Origin of the sequence: Listeria ivanovii subsp. londoniensis, assembly GCF_000763495.1 — a bacterium.
Lineage (GTDB): Bacteria > Bacillota > Bacilli > Lactobacillales > Listeriaceae > Listeria > Listeria londoniensis.
The window spans coordinates 1,801,368-1,818,507 of record NZ_CP009576.1; the positions used below are offsets into that span (position 1 = coordinate 1,801,368).

The following is a 17,140-nucleotide window of genomic DNA, read 5'->3' on the forward strand; positions in this document are numbered from 1 at the left end:
CCGCCTTCACTCCTTATGTCCGGTAACAAGCATTAATTTTGACATATTCATAACTTAAATCGCATCCCCAGGCTGTTCCTGACTCAAGGCCGATATGCAAGTCAACTTCAATAACAATATGCTCTTCTTCTAAATACTCATCCAGTACTTGTTGATTAAAAATCGTTTGGCTACTATGATTTAAAATTTCAATACCACCGATTTTGATGGTAATATTATCTGGAGCAAATCGACCTCCGGAATAGCCTATCGCACAAATAATTCTTCCCCAGTTACCATCACCTCCAAAAGCGGCTGTTTTAACTAAGCTAGAGGAAACAATTTTTTTGGCGATCATTCGCGCATCCTCTGTTTTTGTCGCTCCATTTACCTGCACTTCGATAAGCTTTGTAGCCCCTTCTCCATCTCGAGCAATACTTTTGGCTAAATGTTCTGTCACCGCTTGAAACATTGTTACAAATTTTTCCCAGTCAGCCGTTCCTTCTTGAATTATTTGGTTTTCTGCACAACCATTTGCCATCACTACGACCATATCATTTGTGGATGTATCCCCATCAACTGTTATTTGATTGAATGTTTTGTCTACTTTTATTTTTAATAATTTTTGCAATAATTTAGCTGGAACGGCTGCATCCGTCGTTATAAAAGCAAGCATCGTTGCCATATTAGGATGAATCATTCCCGAACCTTTTGCGACACCAGACATCGTCACTGTTTTTCCACTTAACTCGATTTGAAAGGTAATTTGCTTTTGAAACGTATCTGTTGTCAAAATAGCTTCTTCAAAATCAGCTGCATTTCCAGATTGTTTTTCGAGCATATCGATACCAGCCATGATTTTATCCATCGGTAACGTATCTCCAATAATCCCAGTAGAAGCCACTGCCACTGATTCAACAGGAATCTGCAAATTTTCTGCTGTTTTAGCACGCATCGTTAGCGCATCGAGCATCCCTTGGTTACCAGTACAAGCATTCGCGTTTCCACTATTCACAATAATGGCTTGTAATTTAGCATCACTAGCCAATGAATCTTTTGTCACAAAAATTGGCGCTGCTTGCATTTGGTTCATTGTATAGACAGCGGCTGATTCTGCTGGCACTTCTGAGTATATCCAGCCAATGTCATTTCTTTTTCTCTTTAATCCAGCATGTTTTCCGTCTGCATAAAAACCTTTTGGTGAGGCAATGTTACCTTTTATTTGTTCCATCATATTCTTCCCCTTTCACGGATAAACTGGGATAAAGTTTAATCCATCACTTTCAGCAAAATTAGCGATAATGTTTAAGTTTTGAATTGCTTGGCCAGCTGCTCCCTTTACTAAATTATCAATAACAGAAACGATAGTAATTGTATTGGTTTTTTCATTATAAGCAAGCCCAATATCGCAATAATTAGATGCAATTACTTGTTTAATAGTTGGGTAGCAATCTTCTGGCTGGATGCGGACAAATGGCGAATTTTCGTATGTCGTCGTGTAGAGGGTATGTAATTGTTTTTTTGTCATCAGCTTTTTGGGTTTTACGTAGATAGTTGTGAAGATTCCTCTTGTGATAGGAATTAATGATGTAGAAAACTGAATGGCCGGAATACGCTCATCCCAGCTATTTAACTGTTGCATAATTTCCGGAATATGTTGATGCGCATTCATCTTGTAAAGCGTCATATTTTCATTTGTTTCTGTAAAGTGAGTGTTTGCTGAAGGTGCTTTTCCCGCTCCTGAAATGCCTGATTTGCCATCTACAATAATTGATGTTGGTTCGATCAACTGATTTTTCACGAGTGGAGCTAAACCAAGTAATGTGGCCGTTGCATAACAACCTGGATTGGCAATAAAAGTAGCTGATGTATTTGTTTGGAATTCAGCTAAACCATATACTGCCTTTGTTAAATAACTCTCTGGTGCCGCACTTTTTCCATACCATTTTTCATAAATTTGACCGTTTTTTAAACGAAAATCTCCGGATAAATCAATAACATTTAAGCCTGCTTCGACGTAAGGAGCTGCGATATCTTTTGAAATACCGGATGGCGTGGCAAGAAAAACTGTTTCGCTTTTATTGATAATTTCTGCCGGATTTATCTGATTTAAGGGGCTAGACTCTAGATTTTTTAAATGTGGATAAAAGTCAGCCAATGTTTCTGTTTGTGTAGAAAAGCTATGTAACGACGCAATGTCAATGAGCGGATGCTGATGAAGTAAACGAATTAACTCCAAACCACCATATCCTGTCGCCCCAATTATCGAAACTTTCATCCTAACCCCTCCCGTTAATTATTAAATGATACTTTTCATTATAATCATGTATATTTATAATGTCAAATGGTTTTTTATTAATAATAAAAACTGTTTTATGCATAAAAACGAATAAAAAATGAATATTATATACAAAAAAACGTTCACCCTAATAAAAAGGATAAACGTTTTTTTTAAAATAAATCGGCAAACTCATCTTTTACTTGTTCTGTTTCTGCAATATTGACAGAAATGGTTTCGATATTATCGATTGCTTTGCTTATTAATGAATCAAAATCAGTGAAGCTTTCATAATGCTCGATTTTATCAAGTTTTGGTTTTGTTTTTGGAGATGGTGGTGTGAAAATCGTACAGCAATCTTCAAATGGCTGTACTGACAAATTATAGGTATCTATTTTTTGCGCGATTTGAATGATTTCATTTTTGTCCATTGAAACTACTGGACGAATAATGGGTGTTGCGGTTACTGCATTAATTGCTAGCATACTCTCTAGTGTTTGGCTAGCAACTTGTCCTAAGCTTTCACCGTTCACAATTGCAAGGCCATTTCTCTTGCGGCGAAGTTTCTCGGTAATTCGGAGCATCATTCGGCGAGTAACAGTCATTATAACGCTTTCCGGTATTTGCTGTTTGATGACTTCTTGAATTTCAGTAAATGGGACAATATGCATCTGTACTTGTCCGCTGTATTTAGCAAGTTTTGCTGCTAAGTCAATCGCTTTTTGCTTTGCCTGTTCACTTGTGTATGGTGGACTATGGAAGTGAACTGCTTCGATTTCCACGCCACGTTTTTGTGCTAAATAACCAGCAACTGGACTATCAATTCCACCTGATAACATTAACATCGCGCGACCAGATGAACCAACCGGAAGTCCAGCTGCGCCAAGAATTGTTCGACACGATAGAAATACTCCCTCTTTTCGAACATCGATGGTTAACTTCACATCAGGATCCTTCACATTAACTGTTAAATCAGCTATATTTTGAAGCACATGAGCGCCAATTTCTTGATTTATTTCGTTTGAATCTAGCGGGAATTCACGGTGGCTTCTTCTTGCTGCCACTTTAAAAGTCCCATTTTCTTCATGCGCATCTTGGACTAAAGCAAGTGCTGCTTTTTTCACTTCTTCTAAATCCAAATCCACTCGAACCGCTGGACTGAAAGATTGAATACCAAAAATAGGTTTTAAACGTTCTTCTGCAAGGTGATAATCTGCGCCATTTAAAATAATATACATCCGGTCACGTTCGCCGTGAATTCTTACTTCCGGCAAATCTTTCATTGCTCGTTTCACGTTTTGAGCTAGTTTTGTGACAAATTGTTTTCTGTTTCTTCCTTTTGTAGATAACTCTCCGTATCTAATTAACATACGATCAAATTCCAATTTATTTCACCACTTTATTTAGATTTTCGATAATTTCTTGCAGTTTTTGAATAAATATTTGTGCTTCTGAAAGACGGTTTTCATATCCTAAACTTACTCGGACCGCCCCCGTTGCTTCTTCGTCAGTCACACCCATTGCTTTTAACGTACTACTTGCTAATTTTTGCTTAGACGAGCAGGCACTTGTTGTGGAGATGTATATATCTTCTTTTTCAAGCGCATGGACGAGAATTTCGCCTCGGTGCCCTTTAGCTGAAAAACAAATAATATGTGGTGCAGCAACCGCTTTTTTTGTATGAACTGACATATCTGGCATCGTTGCAATCTCCGTTAATAGAAAATCACGAATCGTTAGCAAATCTGTTTGTTCTTGTTCTAGAGCTAGTCGTAGTGCTTTTGCGAGTGCTACTGTTCCAGCAAGATTTTCCGTTCCACTACGGTAGCCCATTTCCTGGCCACCACCGATGATTTCAGGATGCAAGTGTACATTTTTCCGTTTAAACAATGCGCCAGTCCCACGTAAAGCGTGAAATTTATGACCTGAAATAGTAAGTAAATCGACATGATATTCTTTTAGTTGCAAAGGGATTTTCCCAATGCCTTGAACAAAATCTACATGAAAAAAAGTATCCGCTCGTTTAGCAAGCAACTGACCAATTTCTTGGAGTGGCTGAATACTTCCGACTTCATTATTCACGCCCATAATCGATACTAAAATCGTTTCTTCTGAAAGCGCCTGTTCTAGTTCGGTTAGATTGATGACGCCATTTCTATCCACTTTTAAATAGGTTACACTAAACCCTTCTTCTTCAAGTTGTTCCATCACAAGTCGTACAGACGGATGCTCAATACTTGAGGTTATAATATGTTTCCCACGATTTTGATAACTATAAGCAAGTCCTTTAATGGCTAAATTGTTTCCTTCTGTTCCACCGGATGTAAAAATAATTTCTTCTGGTAAAACTTCTAGCATCGTCGCTATTTGTTTTCTCGAAGCATCCAGTAATTCTTTGGATTTGGCTCCAAACCGATGTAACGAAGAAGGATTCGCAAAATAAGTACTTGCAACTTTTGTATAGGTTTCAAGCACGGCATTACTCGGCTTTGTTGTCGCGCTGTTATCGAAATAAATCATACAAACTAGATTCTCCTCCCCAATACTCCACTTTTCATTTTATCATAATTCCAACACATTCCAACTACTATTTTCATAAAAAAACAGGATTCCTATTAGAAAATAGAAATGCCTGTTTTGGTTTTATTCGATATCGTCTACACTAACTTTGGATTCATATGCTTTTTCGACTTTTTTAAATGCACCTGTTTCGACTTTTTCTAGAGCCGTTACAGCAATTTCCAAGGCTTTTTTGTACTGATAATCTTTATAAAAGTGATTTTCTGCTTGGACTAATTCATTCGCTAGCTCTTGATTACGTAAGCGGTAACGGTTGGCGTACTGGATAACATGCTCGACTAAACGAACATTCTCCATCATTTCTTCCGCTTTTTCCGTCAAATGGGTTAAGTCTTCTTCAGCAATTCGCCAGTCCTGACCAACTGCTTTCATATTTAAAGGCTTCTCTTCCAAGCGTTTTTCAAGCGCGTCAATGGATTCCTCCATGTGAGCACGTAATGACAAATATTCCTCTGGAAGTCCAGGCAAGCGTTCTCGTTCCATCTTACGGTCTAGCGTGATAATTGCTCGACGCATGCGCTCTGCATCATCACGAGCTTCTAATTCATCTTTACGAAGCGAACGTAATTCTTCTGCAAATTTATCCTGTTCTGCACCAATGGTGATTAGTGCTGCCTCAATCTCTTTGAGCGTATCTTGTGCTGCTGAGTAAGCAATTTCTCCGCTAGCTATTAATGCTGTAAGTTGTTCAAAGTTTTCTTTTGCTTCACTTAATTTAGCACTCGTTTTCAAGTAAACAGCTAAATCTTCTTCCCCCACATGATACGTTTGTTTTACTTCAGTAATTTGTTCAGCAAGTGCATCAGACACTGCATTTTGGCGTTGTAATTTATCCGATGTCGGACTATGATTTTCTTTAACAAAATGACGTGCTTCCGCTTCATGTTCCAGTGTATCATAGAATAAGTCAATTTCCGTGTGCAGCTCTTCTATCCCTTGTTCTGCAGCATCCAAATCAAGATTGACCACGTTTTGTTTCATTTTGTCGATTCGTGTTTTCATTCGAGAAATTTCTTTATCTAGCTCCATTTGCGCTAAATAATAGCCTTTACGAACCATTTCTTCATAACCAGCACGTAGTTTATTGATTTCTTCTGGTAAAATAGTATCTGTTTCATGTAATAATGAAGGAATCCGTTCCATTTGTCCTTCAATAACTTTCATTTCTTTTTGGACAACTAAAACGATTTCGCGCGCTTCTAAGTGGTCACCTTGGTCTGTTAATAAGTCGTATTGATTAAGACTATCCGCAAGTGTGTCTAGTCTTGATTCGACATAACCTAATGTGTCTCCTAATTTAAAGCCTCTTGTTAAAACTTCCCGACGAAGCTCTGCAAATTTTTCTTTTGTCATACGGCTTTCATTTGCATTCTTTTCTTCACTAATAAGTAATTCCTTTAAACCACCAAGAATTTGATCCATTTGTTTTTCAATGACAACGAGCATTTGTTCAATATCATTTTCAACATATGTAGCAGAGCGGAATTTATAATGATCCGTATTCATCTCAGCTTCGAGTAGTACTTCTTCTAAATCAGGAAATAATCTTGTTTCAATTTCATCCCAAGACGAACGCCATGATTCGAAAAGTGCTTCTGTTTGACCAGTTAGCTTTAACTTTTTGACTTTGGTTAGTTCATCAATCACAGGTCTCTCTCTAAGCTTAATTTTCTTTTCTTCTAACTCGTTTATTCTTTGGTAATGTTTTCTTTTTAATATGTAGCCTGCACCAATGACTGCAATTACTACGATAATAAAGCCGATTAACATGTAGTACATCCAAAATCCTCCCATCAACGTCAACTTGTGAAAGAAAAACAGCCACTCTTGTGCTGCTCATACATCTTTTCAACTATGTACATCTTTCCCTATGTAGTATCTTTTATTCTTCATTTTCAGCTAATTATACACATCTTATATTTTAACACGATTTGCCTAGAATTACTTGCGTTTAGCGAAAAAATTTTCAAAGCTTACTTTTTCCATTCTTATCTAAAACAAAATTCCCGAAATCCATTCCTATCCATGCTATACTGAAGACACTATTGGAAAAGAAAAGTGGGGATTATAAATGATTGAAATCGCAAAAATGACTGGTTCAAAAGAAGAAAATTATGCGCTCGCTTTAAAACAAGTACAAGCAATGATTACAGGTGAAACAAACCTAATCGCTAATTTAAGCAATGTTTCTTCTATATTAAATCAAGCATTAACAAATATTAATTGGGTAGGCTTCTATTTATTTGAAAAAGAAAAGAATGAGCTAGTGCTTGGTCCATTCCAAGGTTTACCAGCTTGCATCCGCATCCCACTCGGCAAAGGTGTCTGTGGATCCGCTGCTTTAGATCAAAAAACATATATCGTGGAAGATGTCCATCAATTCCCTGGTCATATTGCTTGTGATGCTGCTTCTAATTCCGAAATAGTATTACCACTAGTAAAGAATGAACAGCTTATCGGTGTACTAGATATCGACAGCCCTTCCACTTCTCACTTTGATAAGGTAGATCAATTATGGCTTGAAAAAATCCGTGATGCTATCGTTCACGAATTACCTAACGAAATGAATTGACAACAGCCTACTAACTATACTATACTGGAAGATGTGTAAAATGCAGCTTGAGTAAAATGAATGAGTGTGTTGTTTACCCCCAGAGTAATTCTGTGGTATATCGCGTAACCGGCGGCTGCTATGGTGATGGTATATGAAGGTAAACTGCCCTGATTTGGTTTTACGTCACGTTTGTTTTATACCAAAAACAAATAAAAGGAGGAGTCTCTTATGGCTCGTTATACAGGTCCAAGCTGGAAAGTTTCCCGTCGTTTAGGAATTTCACTTTCTGGAACAGGTAAAGAATTAGAGCGTCGTCCGTATGCTCCAGGTCAACACGGCCCAACTCAACGTAAAAAAATCTCAGAATATGGTTTGCAACAAGCTGAAAAGCAAAAATTGCGTCATATGTATGGATTAACTGAACGTCAATTCAAAAACACGTTCAACAAAGCTGGTAAATTACAAGGTAAACATGGTGAGAACTTCATGATCTTACTAGAACAACGCCTTGATAACATCGTTTACCGTCTTGGTCTTGCTCGCACTCGTCGTGCAGCTCGTCAACTCGTAAACCATGGCCACATCACTGTAGATGGCAAACGCGTAGATATCCCTTCTTACCAAGTTTCTGTTGGTCAAGTGATTTCTGTTCGTGAAAAATCTGCTAAAAACTCTGCAATTGCTGAAAGCCTTGACGTTTCAAGCTTCGTGCCTGATTACGTAACTTTCGATGCAGAAACTCTAACTGGTTCACTTAATCGTATTCCAGAACGTTCTGAACTTGCTGCTGAAATCAACGAAGCATTTATCGTAGAATTCTACAGCCGTTAATAAGAACTAATCGCCTTGCAACTCATGACATTTGTTGTGGTTGCAAGGTTTTTTTATGCAAAAAAGCACTCGTTTGCTAAAACGAGTGCTTTTTCATTATTTATAAGAAATTAAGAAATACTTCTTCTTCCCACGTCTTACAATCGTAAATTTATTTTCGATACGATCACTTTCACCAATAGCTTTTTCTAAATCTTGCACTCGCTCGCCATTAATGTATATTGCCCCATTCATTACATCTTCACGAGCTTGGCGTTTTGATGGTTCAACCCCGAGTGAAACTAACCAATCTACTAAATTCATTTCCGCTTCCTCTGCTTCAAAAGTAGGCACATCTTTGAAACCTTGTTCGATTTCTGTTGCAGTAAGAGCTTTTACATCCCCACTAAATAATGCTTTAGAAATTTTGAGTGCTTGAGCAAGCGCTTCTTCACTATGCACGAATTTCGTCATTTCAGCAGCTAATGTTTTCTGTGCAGCACGTAAATGAGGTTCTTCTTCCACTTGTTTTGCTAAATCAGCAATTTCTGCTTCCGTCAAGAAAGTGAAGTATTTCAAATATTTCACGACATCACGGTCATCGGTATTAATCCAAAATTGATAAAACTCATATGGCGTTGTTTTTTCTGGATTTAACCAAATTGCGCCACCTTCTGATTTACCAAATTTAGTTCCATCGGCTTTTGTTAATAAAGGAATAGTTAAACCAAAAGCTTTGGCATTTTCTCCTTGTTTTTTACGAATTAAATCAAGTCCGGCTGTAATGTTTCCCCACTGATCACTGCCACCAATTTGCAGGCGACAATCATTAAATTCATATAAGTGATTAAAATCCATTGCTTGTAAAATTTGGTAAGCAAATTCAGTAAAAGAAATCCCTACTTCTAAACGACTCGCAACAATATCTTTAGAGAGCATCGTATTAACATTAAATTCTTTTCCGTAGTCACGTAAGAAATCAAGAATGCTGACATCTTTCGTCCAGTCGTAGTTATTTACCATACTTGCAGCAGAATCACCTTCAAAATCAAAAATTTTCCCAAGTTGAACGCGCAAACTTTCGACATTTTTACTAATTTGTTCCATTGATTGCAACTGACGCTCTTCTTTTTTACCACTTGGATCACCAATCGTTCCGGTCGCTCCACCAACTAAAATAATCGGACGGTGACCAGCATTTTGAAAACGACGTAAAATCATGAATGGAATTAAATGTCCAATATGCATCGAATCGCCTGAAGGGTCAATTCCACAATAAAGCGAAATTTGCTTTTCCTCTACCCATTTGCGTAATCCTTCTTCATCAGTTTGTTGATAAATGGCTCCGCGCCACTCTAATTCATCAATAATATTCATTTTAATCATTCTCCTTTTTATTTTTAGACATAAAAAACGCCCCTCCGCCAGCTAAACTAGCGAAGGGACGTTGTAATTAACGTGGTACCACCCTACTTTTAGGAAAAATCCCTACTTAAGTAACATAACGGCTTAACACCGGTCGCGCCATTATCCTGCGCAACGTGACTCCGGGATGTAATTCGACTACTTACCTCTACTAGTTTTCACCAACCACTAGTTCTCTAAAAATAAGAATAAGTAACTACTGCGTCCGTTCATTGTCATTTTCAATATGAAAAGTATACATACATTTATAACATACAGGTAAAAATGATGTCAACTTTTTATTTTTCTTTAGTGGTACCACGAAGTTTTTCACTATGTGGCAAAATTACTGTTTTTTCGTCTACTTCTTCATTGGTCATTAATTTTGTAAGTAAACGCATTGCTACCGCACCGATATCATATAACGGTTGTACAATCGTCGAAAGTTGCGGTCGAGACATCAATGTTAGTTTTGTATTGTTGCTTGTCATTACTTCTAAATCTTCTGGTACTTTGATTCCTGCATCCAGTGCGGCATTTAAAATCCCAATTGCAAGTTCATCGTCAGCTACAACTACTGCATTTGGTTTTTTCGTAAGTGCGCTTAACTCTGCCCATACTTTTACCCCAGCATTGTAGTTATATTTTGCTTCAATGATGTAATCTTCTTGATACTTAATACCAGCTTCTTCTAAAGCTTCTTTGTAACCAGCAAGTTTCATTTCGCTATTTACAGGTTCATTTAAAGAACCACTGACAAAAGCAATTTGTTTATGCCCGTTATCAATAAAACGTTTGACTGCTTCTTTTGTCGCTTGTTTGTAATCAATATTAACAGAGGCTAATTTGTTTTCTAAATCAACAGCTCCTGCTAAAACGACTGGCGCTGGTGAACGATCAAATTCTTCTTGTAATTGTTCCGAAATGCGTTCGCCCATATAAATAATACCGTCTACTTGTTTTCCAAGCAGTGTATTTAATACTTGAAGTTCTTTATCCTCGTTTTCGTCCGAATTGCTAAGGATAATATTATATTTATACATCGTTGCAATATCTTCAATTCCGCGCGCAAGTTCTGCGTAAAATACGTTCGAAATATCTGGAATAATTACGCCAACAGTCGTTGTTCGTTTGCTTGCTAATCCTCTAGCTACTGCATTAGGGCGATAACCTAATTGATTAATCACATCTAATACTTTTTTTCGTGTTACTGGTTTAACATTTGGGTTGCCGTTAACGACCCGAGATACAGTTGCCATGGAAACATTTGCTTCACGCGCAACATCGTAAATTGTTACATTCATCCCTATTCACACTCCATATCAATTATTTTAATGGCTCTATATACCACTTGGAAACGTAAACAACTAGCCTTCCTTTAATAATACGATAACTTTTTTCGATATGCAATTGTTTTCACTCTTTATTTTCATTTATTTTCATATCAAAACAGCATTATATCTGGTCATTAGATGCTTTTTGCGCATTAATTGTTTTGCCCAAAATAAAAAACCTTGGAATACCAAGGTTTTTCAACGTTATTTTACTTTATGAGGAACCAAATTACTAGCTAAAATTTCCTTCCAGAATTGCTCGAACTCAGGAATATCCATTTGTTGAGCTGAGTCGGATAAAGCCACTGCTGGGTCTGGATGAACTTCCGCCATCACGCCGTCTGCTTCAATAGCGAGAGCCGCTTTTGCACATGGTAGTAATAGATCTTTACGACCAGTAGAATGCGTTACATCGACCATTACAGGTAAATGCGTTTCTTTTTTCAAAATTGGAACTGCGGAAATATCAAGTGTATTTCTAGTCGCTTTTTCGTATGTGCGGATACCACGTTCGCAAAGAATAATTTTGCCATTTCCTTGTGACATGATGTATTCTGCAGCGCCAATGAATTCTTCAATAGTAGCGGATAAGCCACGTTTTAGTAAGATTGGTTTGTCCACTCGACCAGCTGCTTTTAATAATTCAAAGTTTTGCATGTTTCTGGCACCGATTTGAATAACATCCACGTAATCAAGTGCTACTTCAATATCAGCTGGAGTAACGATTTCACTAATAACCGCCAAACCATATTCATCAGAAACACGTTTTAGAATTTTTAATCCTTCTAACCCTAATCCTTGGAAATCATATGGACTAGTACGTGGTTTAAAGGCACCACCACGGATAAGTTTTAATCCTTTTGCTTTAATGGATTCAGCAACAGCTGCCACTTGTTCGTATGACTCTACTGAACATGGACCGAACACAAAGACTGGTTCGCCGTTTCCGATTGGTAAGCCTTTTACAGTAACTATCGTATCTTCTTGTTTATTTTTTCTAGATACAAGTAATGCTTTGGAGTGATCGTCTTCTTGAAGTTCTAATCCTGCTTTAAAAATTTCTTTGAATAATTGCTGAATCGTACTATCTTCAAAAGGCCCTTTATTGGCTGCGAGAATTGTATTAAGCATTTCTCTTTCACGTAACGGATCAAACCGAAGAGAACCTTGTGTCCCTTTAATTTTACCGATTTCTTGTACTAAATTCGCGCGTTTACTAATCAATTCTAGCAAATCAATATTTAATTGATCCACCTGTGTTCTTAATTCCTCTAAATTTGCGTTAACCATTTAACTTCCACCCTTCTAAAAATCTGCTCCAAGATTATTTCTCATTATAGAGGAAAACAGATGATTTGTCACGAATTCACTTTTATACTTAATCGCTTTTAAGCATTAAAGCTAATAATATAAATTTAATACTATCATGTTATCGAAAAAATTTCAAGTAGCCAATGGATATTTTCACATATAAAAAAAACAGCCCATGAAGGCTGTTTTTTTAGCGTTTAATTATTTTGCTTCTTTTTTAGCATCAGCAGCCACTTTTTTAGTTGTATCTTTACCTTCATCTACTGCTTTTTTTGCTTCTGCTTTTGCTTTATCTGCTGCTTTTTCTACATCATCAGCAGCATCTTTAGCTTCACTTTTTACTGTTTCTGCTGCTTTTTTAGCTGCTTCAGCATTTTCTTCATTATTTTTGGAAACGACTTCTTTAACAGCTTTCCCTTGTTTAGCAACTGTGTCAGCTAATTTACCGGATTTGTCTTTTACTACATCAACAAAACCACCAGCAGAATCAACTAATTTATCTTTTGTTCCTTTTGCAACACCACTAATTTCGATACCTTTTTCATAAGCAATGTCTTTCCATTGATTACTTTTTTCTTTCATTGTATCGACTTGTGTATTTAAATCTTCACGTAACTCTTTACCTGATTTAGGTGCGAATAAAAGTGCTGCAGCCGAACCAACGATTGCACCAATTAAACCACCGATTAGAAAATCTTTTGTATTAATACCATCTTTTTCTGCCATGATAAATCCCTCCAGATTATATTAGAAATTTGATTGTTCAGATGCTTCTTTTGCCGCTTCTTTAGCTGCTTTATTTGCTTTCATTTTTTCTCTAAAAGAAAGAATGGAATTGCTAATGGAGACAGCTTGAGAAATCTTTGCTTCATTTTGTTCTACTTTATTTGTTGCTAGTGTTGCAAGTTCGCGAACAGATTGGCTTAATCCGAGTAAAGATGTTCCAATGTCACCAACTGCATCAAAAACTGGATCTACTTTCGCAACTTTACCATTCACGTCTTCTAGAAGTATATTGGTTTTATCAAGTAATTTTTGTGACTGACCTGTAATACCTTGTACTTCTACTGTTATTTTTTCTAATGATTTAGCTACCTCGTCCATTGTTTGGGAAGTTGATTTTAATGTTTTCCCCAAATTGATGGCAATAACTAAAAGTGCTATCGCAGCGATCAATGCTGCAATATACAAGATTACTATCATCTATCCACACCTCCATGTTCTTTTTTCTATACCCTGAGCATTTCCCTCTAAAACTTTCTTCCCCTAAGAAATCTATGTACTTATTGTAAAAAAAGAAAAGGTATTAGCTTCATTTTAGCAATTAACTGCAAAAAAATAAACTAATAAGAAAGAAACTGGCTAATTAATTACAGATGGTTGCTTTTGGTTAAATTTAGAGTAAAATAGATAGGAGCAACTTTTTGCTTATTTTTAATTTCAGGGAGGTCAAAAGATTGAGAGATTCAAGAATTGAAAAATTAGCACATAATTTAATCAACTATTCCGTCAAACTTGGTGCTGGAGAAAAAGTTTTGATTGAAAACTTTGGTGTCCAAAAAGAACTTGTAATGGCTTTAGTGGAAGAAGCATATAAAGCTGGTGGTTTCCCATTTGTTTCTTTAAAAGAACCGCAAATCGACCGAGCGTTAATGCTAGGCGCAAATAGGGAGCAATACGAAAAGATTGCCGAATTTGAAGGTAATGTGATGAAAGAAATGGACGCTTACATAGGTTTACGAGCTGGTGATAACATCAACGAAACTTCTGATGTTCCCGCTGATAAATTAAAATTCCATGGTGATACCGTTGGGAAAATGCATTCTACTATTCGCGTCAAAAAAACAAAATGGGTAGTGCTTCGTTACCCAAGTGCTTCCATGGCTCAACTTGCAAAAATGAGTACTGCCGGATTTGAAGATTTCTATTTTGATGTATGTAATTTGGATTATGGAAAAATGAGCACAGCAATGGATGGTCTAGTAGAACTTATGAACAAAACAGACAAAGTTCACCTTGTTGGCCCAGGAACAGATTTAACTTTTAGTATTAAAGATATTCCAGCAATCAAATGCGCTGGGGAAATGAATATTCCTGATGGTGAGGTATTTACTGCTCCAGTTCGTGACTCTATCAACGGCAAACTTACTTATAACACCCCTTCCCCGTATCAAGGATTTACATTTGAGAACGTTTCTTTTACCTTTAAAGATGGAAAAATTGTAGAAGCAACTGCAAATGATACAGATCGTATTAACAGAGTTCTGGATACAGACGAAGGTGCTCGTTTTGTTGGAGAATTTGCCATTGGAGTTAATCCATTCATCCATGAACCAATGCAAGATATTCTTTTTGATGAAAAAATCGAAGGAAGTTTCCATTTTACACCTGGTCAATGTTATGATGAAGCATTTAATGGCAATCAGTCAGCAATACACTGGGACCTAGTAAATATTCAACGAGCTGATTATGGCGGCGGAGAAATTTATTTTGATGATGTGCTCATTCGTAAAGATGGTATTTTCGTGCTTCCTGAATTAGAAGCGTTAAATCCAGAAAACTTAATATAAAAATAAGCGCTTAGGAACTTACTTCCTAGGCGCTTACCTTTTTTATACAATTGTTTTTTCACCAGGTTGCCAGTTAATCGGGCAAAGTCCACCCGTTTGTAGTGCTTGCAAGACTCTTAAGATTTCATCAACTTCACGACCAATGTTATTATGGTGAACGACTTCATACTGGATTTCACCTTTAGGGTTAATAATGAAAAGTCCACGTAATGCGATTCCTTCTTCTTCTATCAACACACCATAATCGCATGCTACTTGATGATTCGTGTCGGCTGCAAGCGGATAATTCAGCTTGCCAATTCCGCCTTCTTTAATCGGCGTATTTGTCCATGCAAGATGAGAATGAATGGTATCAGTTGAAGCGCCAATAATCCGTGCATCTAAAGCATCAAATTCATCTGAACGAGCCGAAATAGCAACAATTTCAGTCGGGCAAACAAATGTAAAGTCCATTGGATAGAAAAAAAGAACTGTCCATTTATCATCTTCTATATTTTTTTCTAGACTTACTTTTCCAAAAGTCTGATTGGGCATAACGGCTTCCATTTCAAATCTTGGAGCCTGTGTACCTACTAAACGTTCTGCCACTTTTATCCCTCCATTTTATCTATGTAGTTGTATTTTGTATCACATGATATATTTTAATACATGGATTAAGGAGTGTAAAGCTTTTGTTTATAATAATTATAAACAAACAAAGAGCATGCTGAATTAACCGCATGCTTTTTTATTATTTAGTTAATGGCACTTTTTTTCACTTCAGCATCGGTAATTTCTTCTTGATCCAGCACTTTTTCATAGGCTGCTTGGAATTTTTGAACATCTCCGGCACCCATGAATAAAATTACTGCTCCAGGATATTTCAAAAGTTCTTCAGTATGCTCTTCTTTAATAATATGATTTCCTTTAGTTTTATGCGCTAAATCAGCAATCGTTAAATTACCAGTTTTTTCACGTGCTGAACCAAAGATATCACAAAGATATACTTCATCTGCTAAATTTAAGCTATCAGCAAACCCTTGTAAAAATGTACGTGTTCGTGTAAATGTATGCGGTTGGAATACAGCAACTACTTTTTTATCAGGATATTTTTGTCGTGCAGCATTTACGGTTGCACGTATTTCTGACGGATGATGCGCATAATCGTCTACTAAAACTTGATTACTTTTTTCTGTAATGCTAAATCTTCTTTTAACGCCTTCAAATGTTTTTAATTCTGCTTTTACTGCTTCCACTGGCAAACCTTCATAGTCGCAAAGTGCAATAACACTTAACGCATTTAATACGTTATGATCTCCGTAAGCAGGAATTTCAAAAGAAGCTAAAAACTCGTCGCGATGATAAACATCAAAACGGGTTCCAGTAGTTTCTTTAATAACATTCTTGGCTTGGAATTCATTATCTTCACCAAAACCGAAATAAATGATCGGAACATCTAAAGTAAGCTTGCGAAGTTCTGCGTCATCACCTAGTGCAAACACTGCTTTTTTCACTTGTTTGCCAAGCGTTTCGAACGCATTAAAAACATCATCCACACTCTTAAAATAATCCGGATGATCCCAATCAATATTCGTCATTATGGCATAGGTTGGTTTATAAGCAAGGAAATGACGTTGATATTCACACGCTTCAAGTGCAAAATACTCTGCACCTTTTGTTCCACTGCCCGTTCCGTCACCAATTAAGTATGAGGTTGGACGAATCGCACCAACTACGTGTGATAACAAACCTGTTGTTGATGTTTTACCGTGCGAACCTGTAATAGCAATACTTGTGTAACCATCAATTAATTGACCTAAAAATTTATGATAACGAATAACCGGAAGATCTAGTTCCATCGCACGCTCAATTTCTTCATGCGTATCTGGAAAGGCGTTTCCAGCGATGATTGTTAGCCCGCTCTTTATATTATCTGCCGAAAAAGTAGTAATCGGAATTTGCTTTTCTTCTAAAGCTTTTTGTGTAAAAAAGTATTTATCCACATCGCTACCTTGCACTTGAAAACCTTTATCATGCAGGATTTGAGCAAGTGCACTCATTCCTGACCCTTTTATTCCAACAAAATGATAGATAGTCATTATTTGAACCCCCATTAATTTATCATGAAGAGGGTGCCTAAAAATACATGTTAACTGTTAAGCACTAAGTCTTAACTTTGAAAACAGCATAAAGCTTCCGTTTTCTAGACATCATCTTACGTTCCAGTTGTGTTTTATGTTTAATATCTTGCTGAGTCGATAATTCACCAGCTTATTATATCACTTTCCATGTAAATAGAAAAACCTTTCACCAAATATAAGAGAAATTACTCATGAAAATA

At 36.8% G+C, this 17,140-nt stretch carries 15 protein-coding genes and 1 other annotated feature; of the genes, 3 read left to right on the forward strand and 12 right to left on the reverse strand.

Annotation, left to right across the window (positions count from 1 at the left end; translation table 11 throughout):
* Positions 1-13: 13 nt before the first annotated feature.
* The 5 genes from argJ to ezrA form a co-directional block, all read right to left on the reverse strand.
* A complete protein-coding gene (argJ, locus tag JL53_RS08795; protein WP_038407420.1) occupies positions 14-1,210 on the reverse strand; it encodes a bifunctional glutamate N-acetyltransferase/amino-acid acetyltransferase ArgJ in 1,197 nt (398 codons plus the stop codon).
* A gap of 15 nt (positions 1,211-1,225) precedes the next feature.
* Entirely contained in the window at positions 1,226-2,257 is a 1,032-nt protein-coding gene (gene argC / locus JL53_RS08800) for an N-acetyl-gamma-glutamyl-phosphate reductase (RefSeq protein ID WP_003719886.1), read from the reverse strand.
* Positions 2,258-2,430: 173 nt separating this feature from the next.
* On the reverse strand, positions 2,431-3,642 hold the full coding sequence (thiI, locus tag JL53_RS08805; protein WP_003719887.1) for a tRNA uracil 4-sulfurtransferase ThiI: 1,212 nt from the start codon (positions 3,640-3,642) through the stop codon (positions 2,431-2,433).
* 1 nt (position 3,643) lies between these two features.
* Complete coding sequence (locus JL53_RS08810; RefSeq protein ID WP_038407422.1) at positions 3,644-4,777, reverse strand: cysteine desulfurase family protein; 1,134 nt, start codon at positions 4,775-4,777, stop codon at positions 3,644-3,646.
* Positions 4,778-4,900: 123 nt separating this feature from the next.
* Positions 4,901-6,616, reverse strand: a complete 1,716-nt coding sequence (gene ezrA / locus JL53_RS08815; protein ID WP_038407423.1) for a septation ring formation regulator EzrA — start codon at positions 6,614-6,616, stop codon at positions 4,901-4,903.
* Positions 6,617-6,908: 292 nt separating this feature from the next.
* Here ezrA and JL53_RS08820 point away from each other — a divergent pair, with 292 nt between their 5' ends.
* On the forward strand, positions 6,909-7,409 hold the full coding sequence (locus JL53_RS08820; RefSeq protein ID WP_003719889.1) for a free L-methionine (R)-S-oxide reductase MsrC: 501 nt from the start codon (positions 6,909-6,911) through the stop codon (positions 7,407-7,409).
* A gap of 210 nt (positions 7,410-7,619) precedes the next feature.
* Positions 7,620-8,222: a 30S ribosomal protein S4 gene (rpsD, locus tag JL53_RS08825; protein ID WP_003719890.1), complete on the forward strand. Its 603-nt coding sequence runs from the start codon at positions 7,620-7,622 to the stop codon at positions 8,220-8,222.
* A 96-nt stretch (positions 8,223-8,318) separates the two neighbouring features.
* Here rpsD and tyrS read toward each other — a convergent pair whose 3' ends face one another.
* The 5 genes from tyrS to JL53_RS08850 form a co-directional block, all read right to left on the reverse strand.
* Positions 8,319-9,578, reverse strand: a complete 1,260-nt coding sequence (gene tyrS / locus JL53_RS08830; protein ID WP_038407424.1) for a tyrosine--tRNA ligase — start codon at positions 9,576-9,578, stop codon at positions 8,319-8,321.
* A gap of 60 nt (positions 9,579-9,638) precedes the next feature.
* Positions 9,639-9,848, reverse strand: a binding site (T-box leader).
* Positions 9,849-9,904: 56 nt separating this feature from the next.
* The gene (gene ccpA, locus JL53_RS08835) at positions 9,905-10,909 is read right to left on the reverse strand and encodes a catabolite control protein A (protein ID WP_003719892.1); all 1,005 of its coding nucleotides are present in this window, start codon (positions 10,907-10,909) and stop codon (positions 9,905-9,907) included.
* A 234-nt stretch (positions 10,910-11,143) separates the two neighbouring features.
* Positions 11,144-12,229 (reverse strand): bifunctional 3-deoxy-7-phosphoheptulonate synthase/chorismate mutase, encoded by a 1,086-nt coding sequence (locus JL53_RS08840; RefSeq protein ID WP_038407426.1) that lies wholly within the window; start codon positions 12,227-12,229, stop codon positions 11,144-11,146.
* Positions 12,230-12,451: 222 nt separating this feature from the next.
* Complete coding sequence (locus JL53_RS08845; RefSeq protein ID WP_003719893.1) at positions 12,452-12,976, reverse strand: YtxH domain-containing protein; 525 nt, start codon at positions 12,974-12,976, stop codon at positions 12,452-12,454.
* 21 nt (positions 12,977-12,997) lie between these two features.
* Positions 12,998-13,453, reverse strand: a complete 456-nt coding sequence (locus tag JL53_RS08850) for a DUF948 domain-containing protein (protein ID WP_003719894.1) — start codon at positions 13,451-13,453, stop codon at positions 12,998-13,000.
* 254 nt (positions 13,454-13,707) lie between these two features.
* Here JL53_RS08850 and JL53_RS08855 point away from each other — a divergent pair, with 254 nt between their 5' ends.
* Positions 13,708-14,820, forward strand: coding sequence for a M29 family aminopeptidase T (locus JL53_RS08855; protein ID WP_038407428.1), 1,113 nt, complete (start codon positions 13,708-13,710; stop codon positions 14,818-14,820).
* A 42-nt stretch (positions 14,821-14,862) separates the two neighbouring features.
* On the opposite strand, the gene JL53_RS08860 is transcribed toward JL53_RS08855, so the two are convergent.
* A complete protein-coding gene (locus JL53_RS08860) occupies positions 14,863-15,408 on the reverse strand; it encodes a peroxiredoxin (RefSeq protein WP_003719897.1) in 546 nt (181 codons plus the stop codon).
* A 146-nt stretch (positions 15,409-15,554) separates the two neighbouring features.
* Positions 15,555-16,898 (reverse strand): UDP-N-acetylmuramate--L-alanine ligase, encoded by a 1,344-nt coding sequence (gene murC / locus JL53_RS08865; RefSeq protein ID WP_003719898.1) that lies wholly within the window; start codon positions 16,896-16,898, stop codon positions 15,555-15,557.
* Positions 16,899-17,140 lie beyond the last annotated feature (242 nt).

Excerpts from the sequence above, each read along its gene's own strand:
- argJ (WP_038407420.1), bottom strand. The coding sequence starts at position 1,210 with ATGGAACAAATAAAAGGTAACATTGCCTCACCAAAAGGTTTTTATGCA.
- argC (WP_003719886.1), bottom strand. The coding sequence starts at position 2,257 with ATGAAAGTTTCGATAATTGGGGCGACAGGATATGGTGGTTTGGAGTTA.
- JL53_RS08810 (WP_038407422.1), bottom strand. The coding sequence starts at position 4,777 with ATGATTTATTTCGATAACAGCGCGACAACAAAGCCGAGTAATGCCGTG.
- ezrA (WP_038407423.1), bottom strand. The coding sequence starts at position 6,616 with ATGTACTACATGTTAATCGGCTTTATTATCGTAGTAATTGCAGTCATT.
- JL53_RS08820 (WP_003719889.1), top strand. The coding sequence starts at position 6,909 with ATGATTGAAATCGCAAAAATGACTGGTTCAAAAGAAGAAAATTATGCG.
- rpsD (WP_003719890.1), top strand. The coding sequence starts at position 7,620 with ATGGCTCGTTATACAGGTCCAAGCTGGAAAGTTTCCCGTCGTTTAGGA.
- tyrS (WP_038407424.1), bottom strand. The coding sequence starts at position 9,578 with ATGAATATTATTGATGAATTAGAGTGGCGCGGAGCCATTTATCAACAA.
- ccpA (WP_003719892.1), bottom strand. The coding sequence starts at position 10,909 with ATGAATGTAACAATTTACGATGTTGCGCGTGAAGCAAATGTTTCCATG.
- JL53_RS08840 (WP_038407426.1), bottom strand. The coding sequence starts at position 12,229 with ATGGTTAACGCAAATTTAGAGGAATTAAGAACACAGGTGGATCAATTA.
- JL53_RS08845 (WP_003719893.1), bottom strand. The coding sequence starts at position 12,976 with ATGGCAGAAAAAGATGGTATTAATACAAAAGATTTTCTAATCGGTGGT.
- JL53_RS08850 (WP_003719894.1), bottom strand. The coding sequence starts at position 13,453 with ATGATAGTAATCTTGTATATTGCAGCATTGATCGCTGCGATAGCACTT.
- murC (WP_003719898.1), bottom strand. The coding sequence starts at position 16,898 with ATGACTATCTATCATTTTGTTGGAATAAAAGGGTCAGGAATGAGTGCA.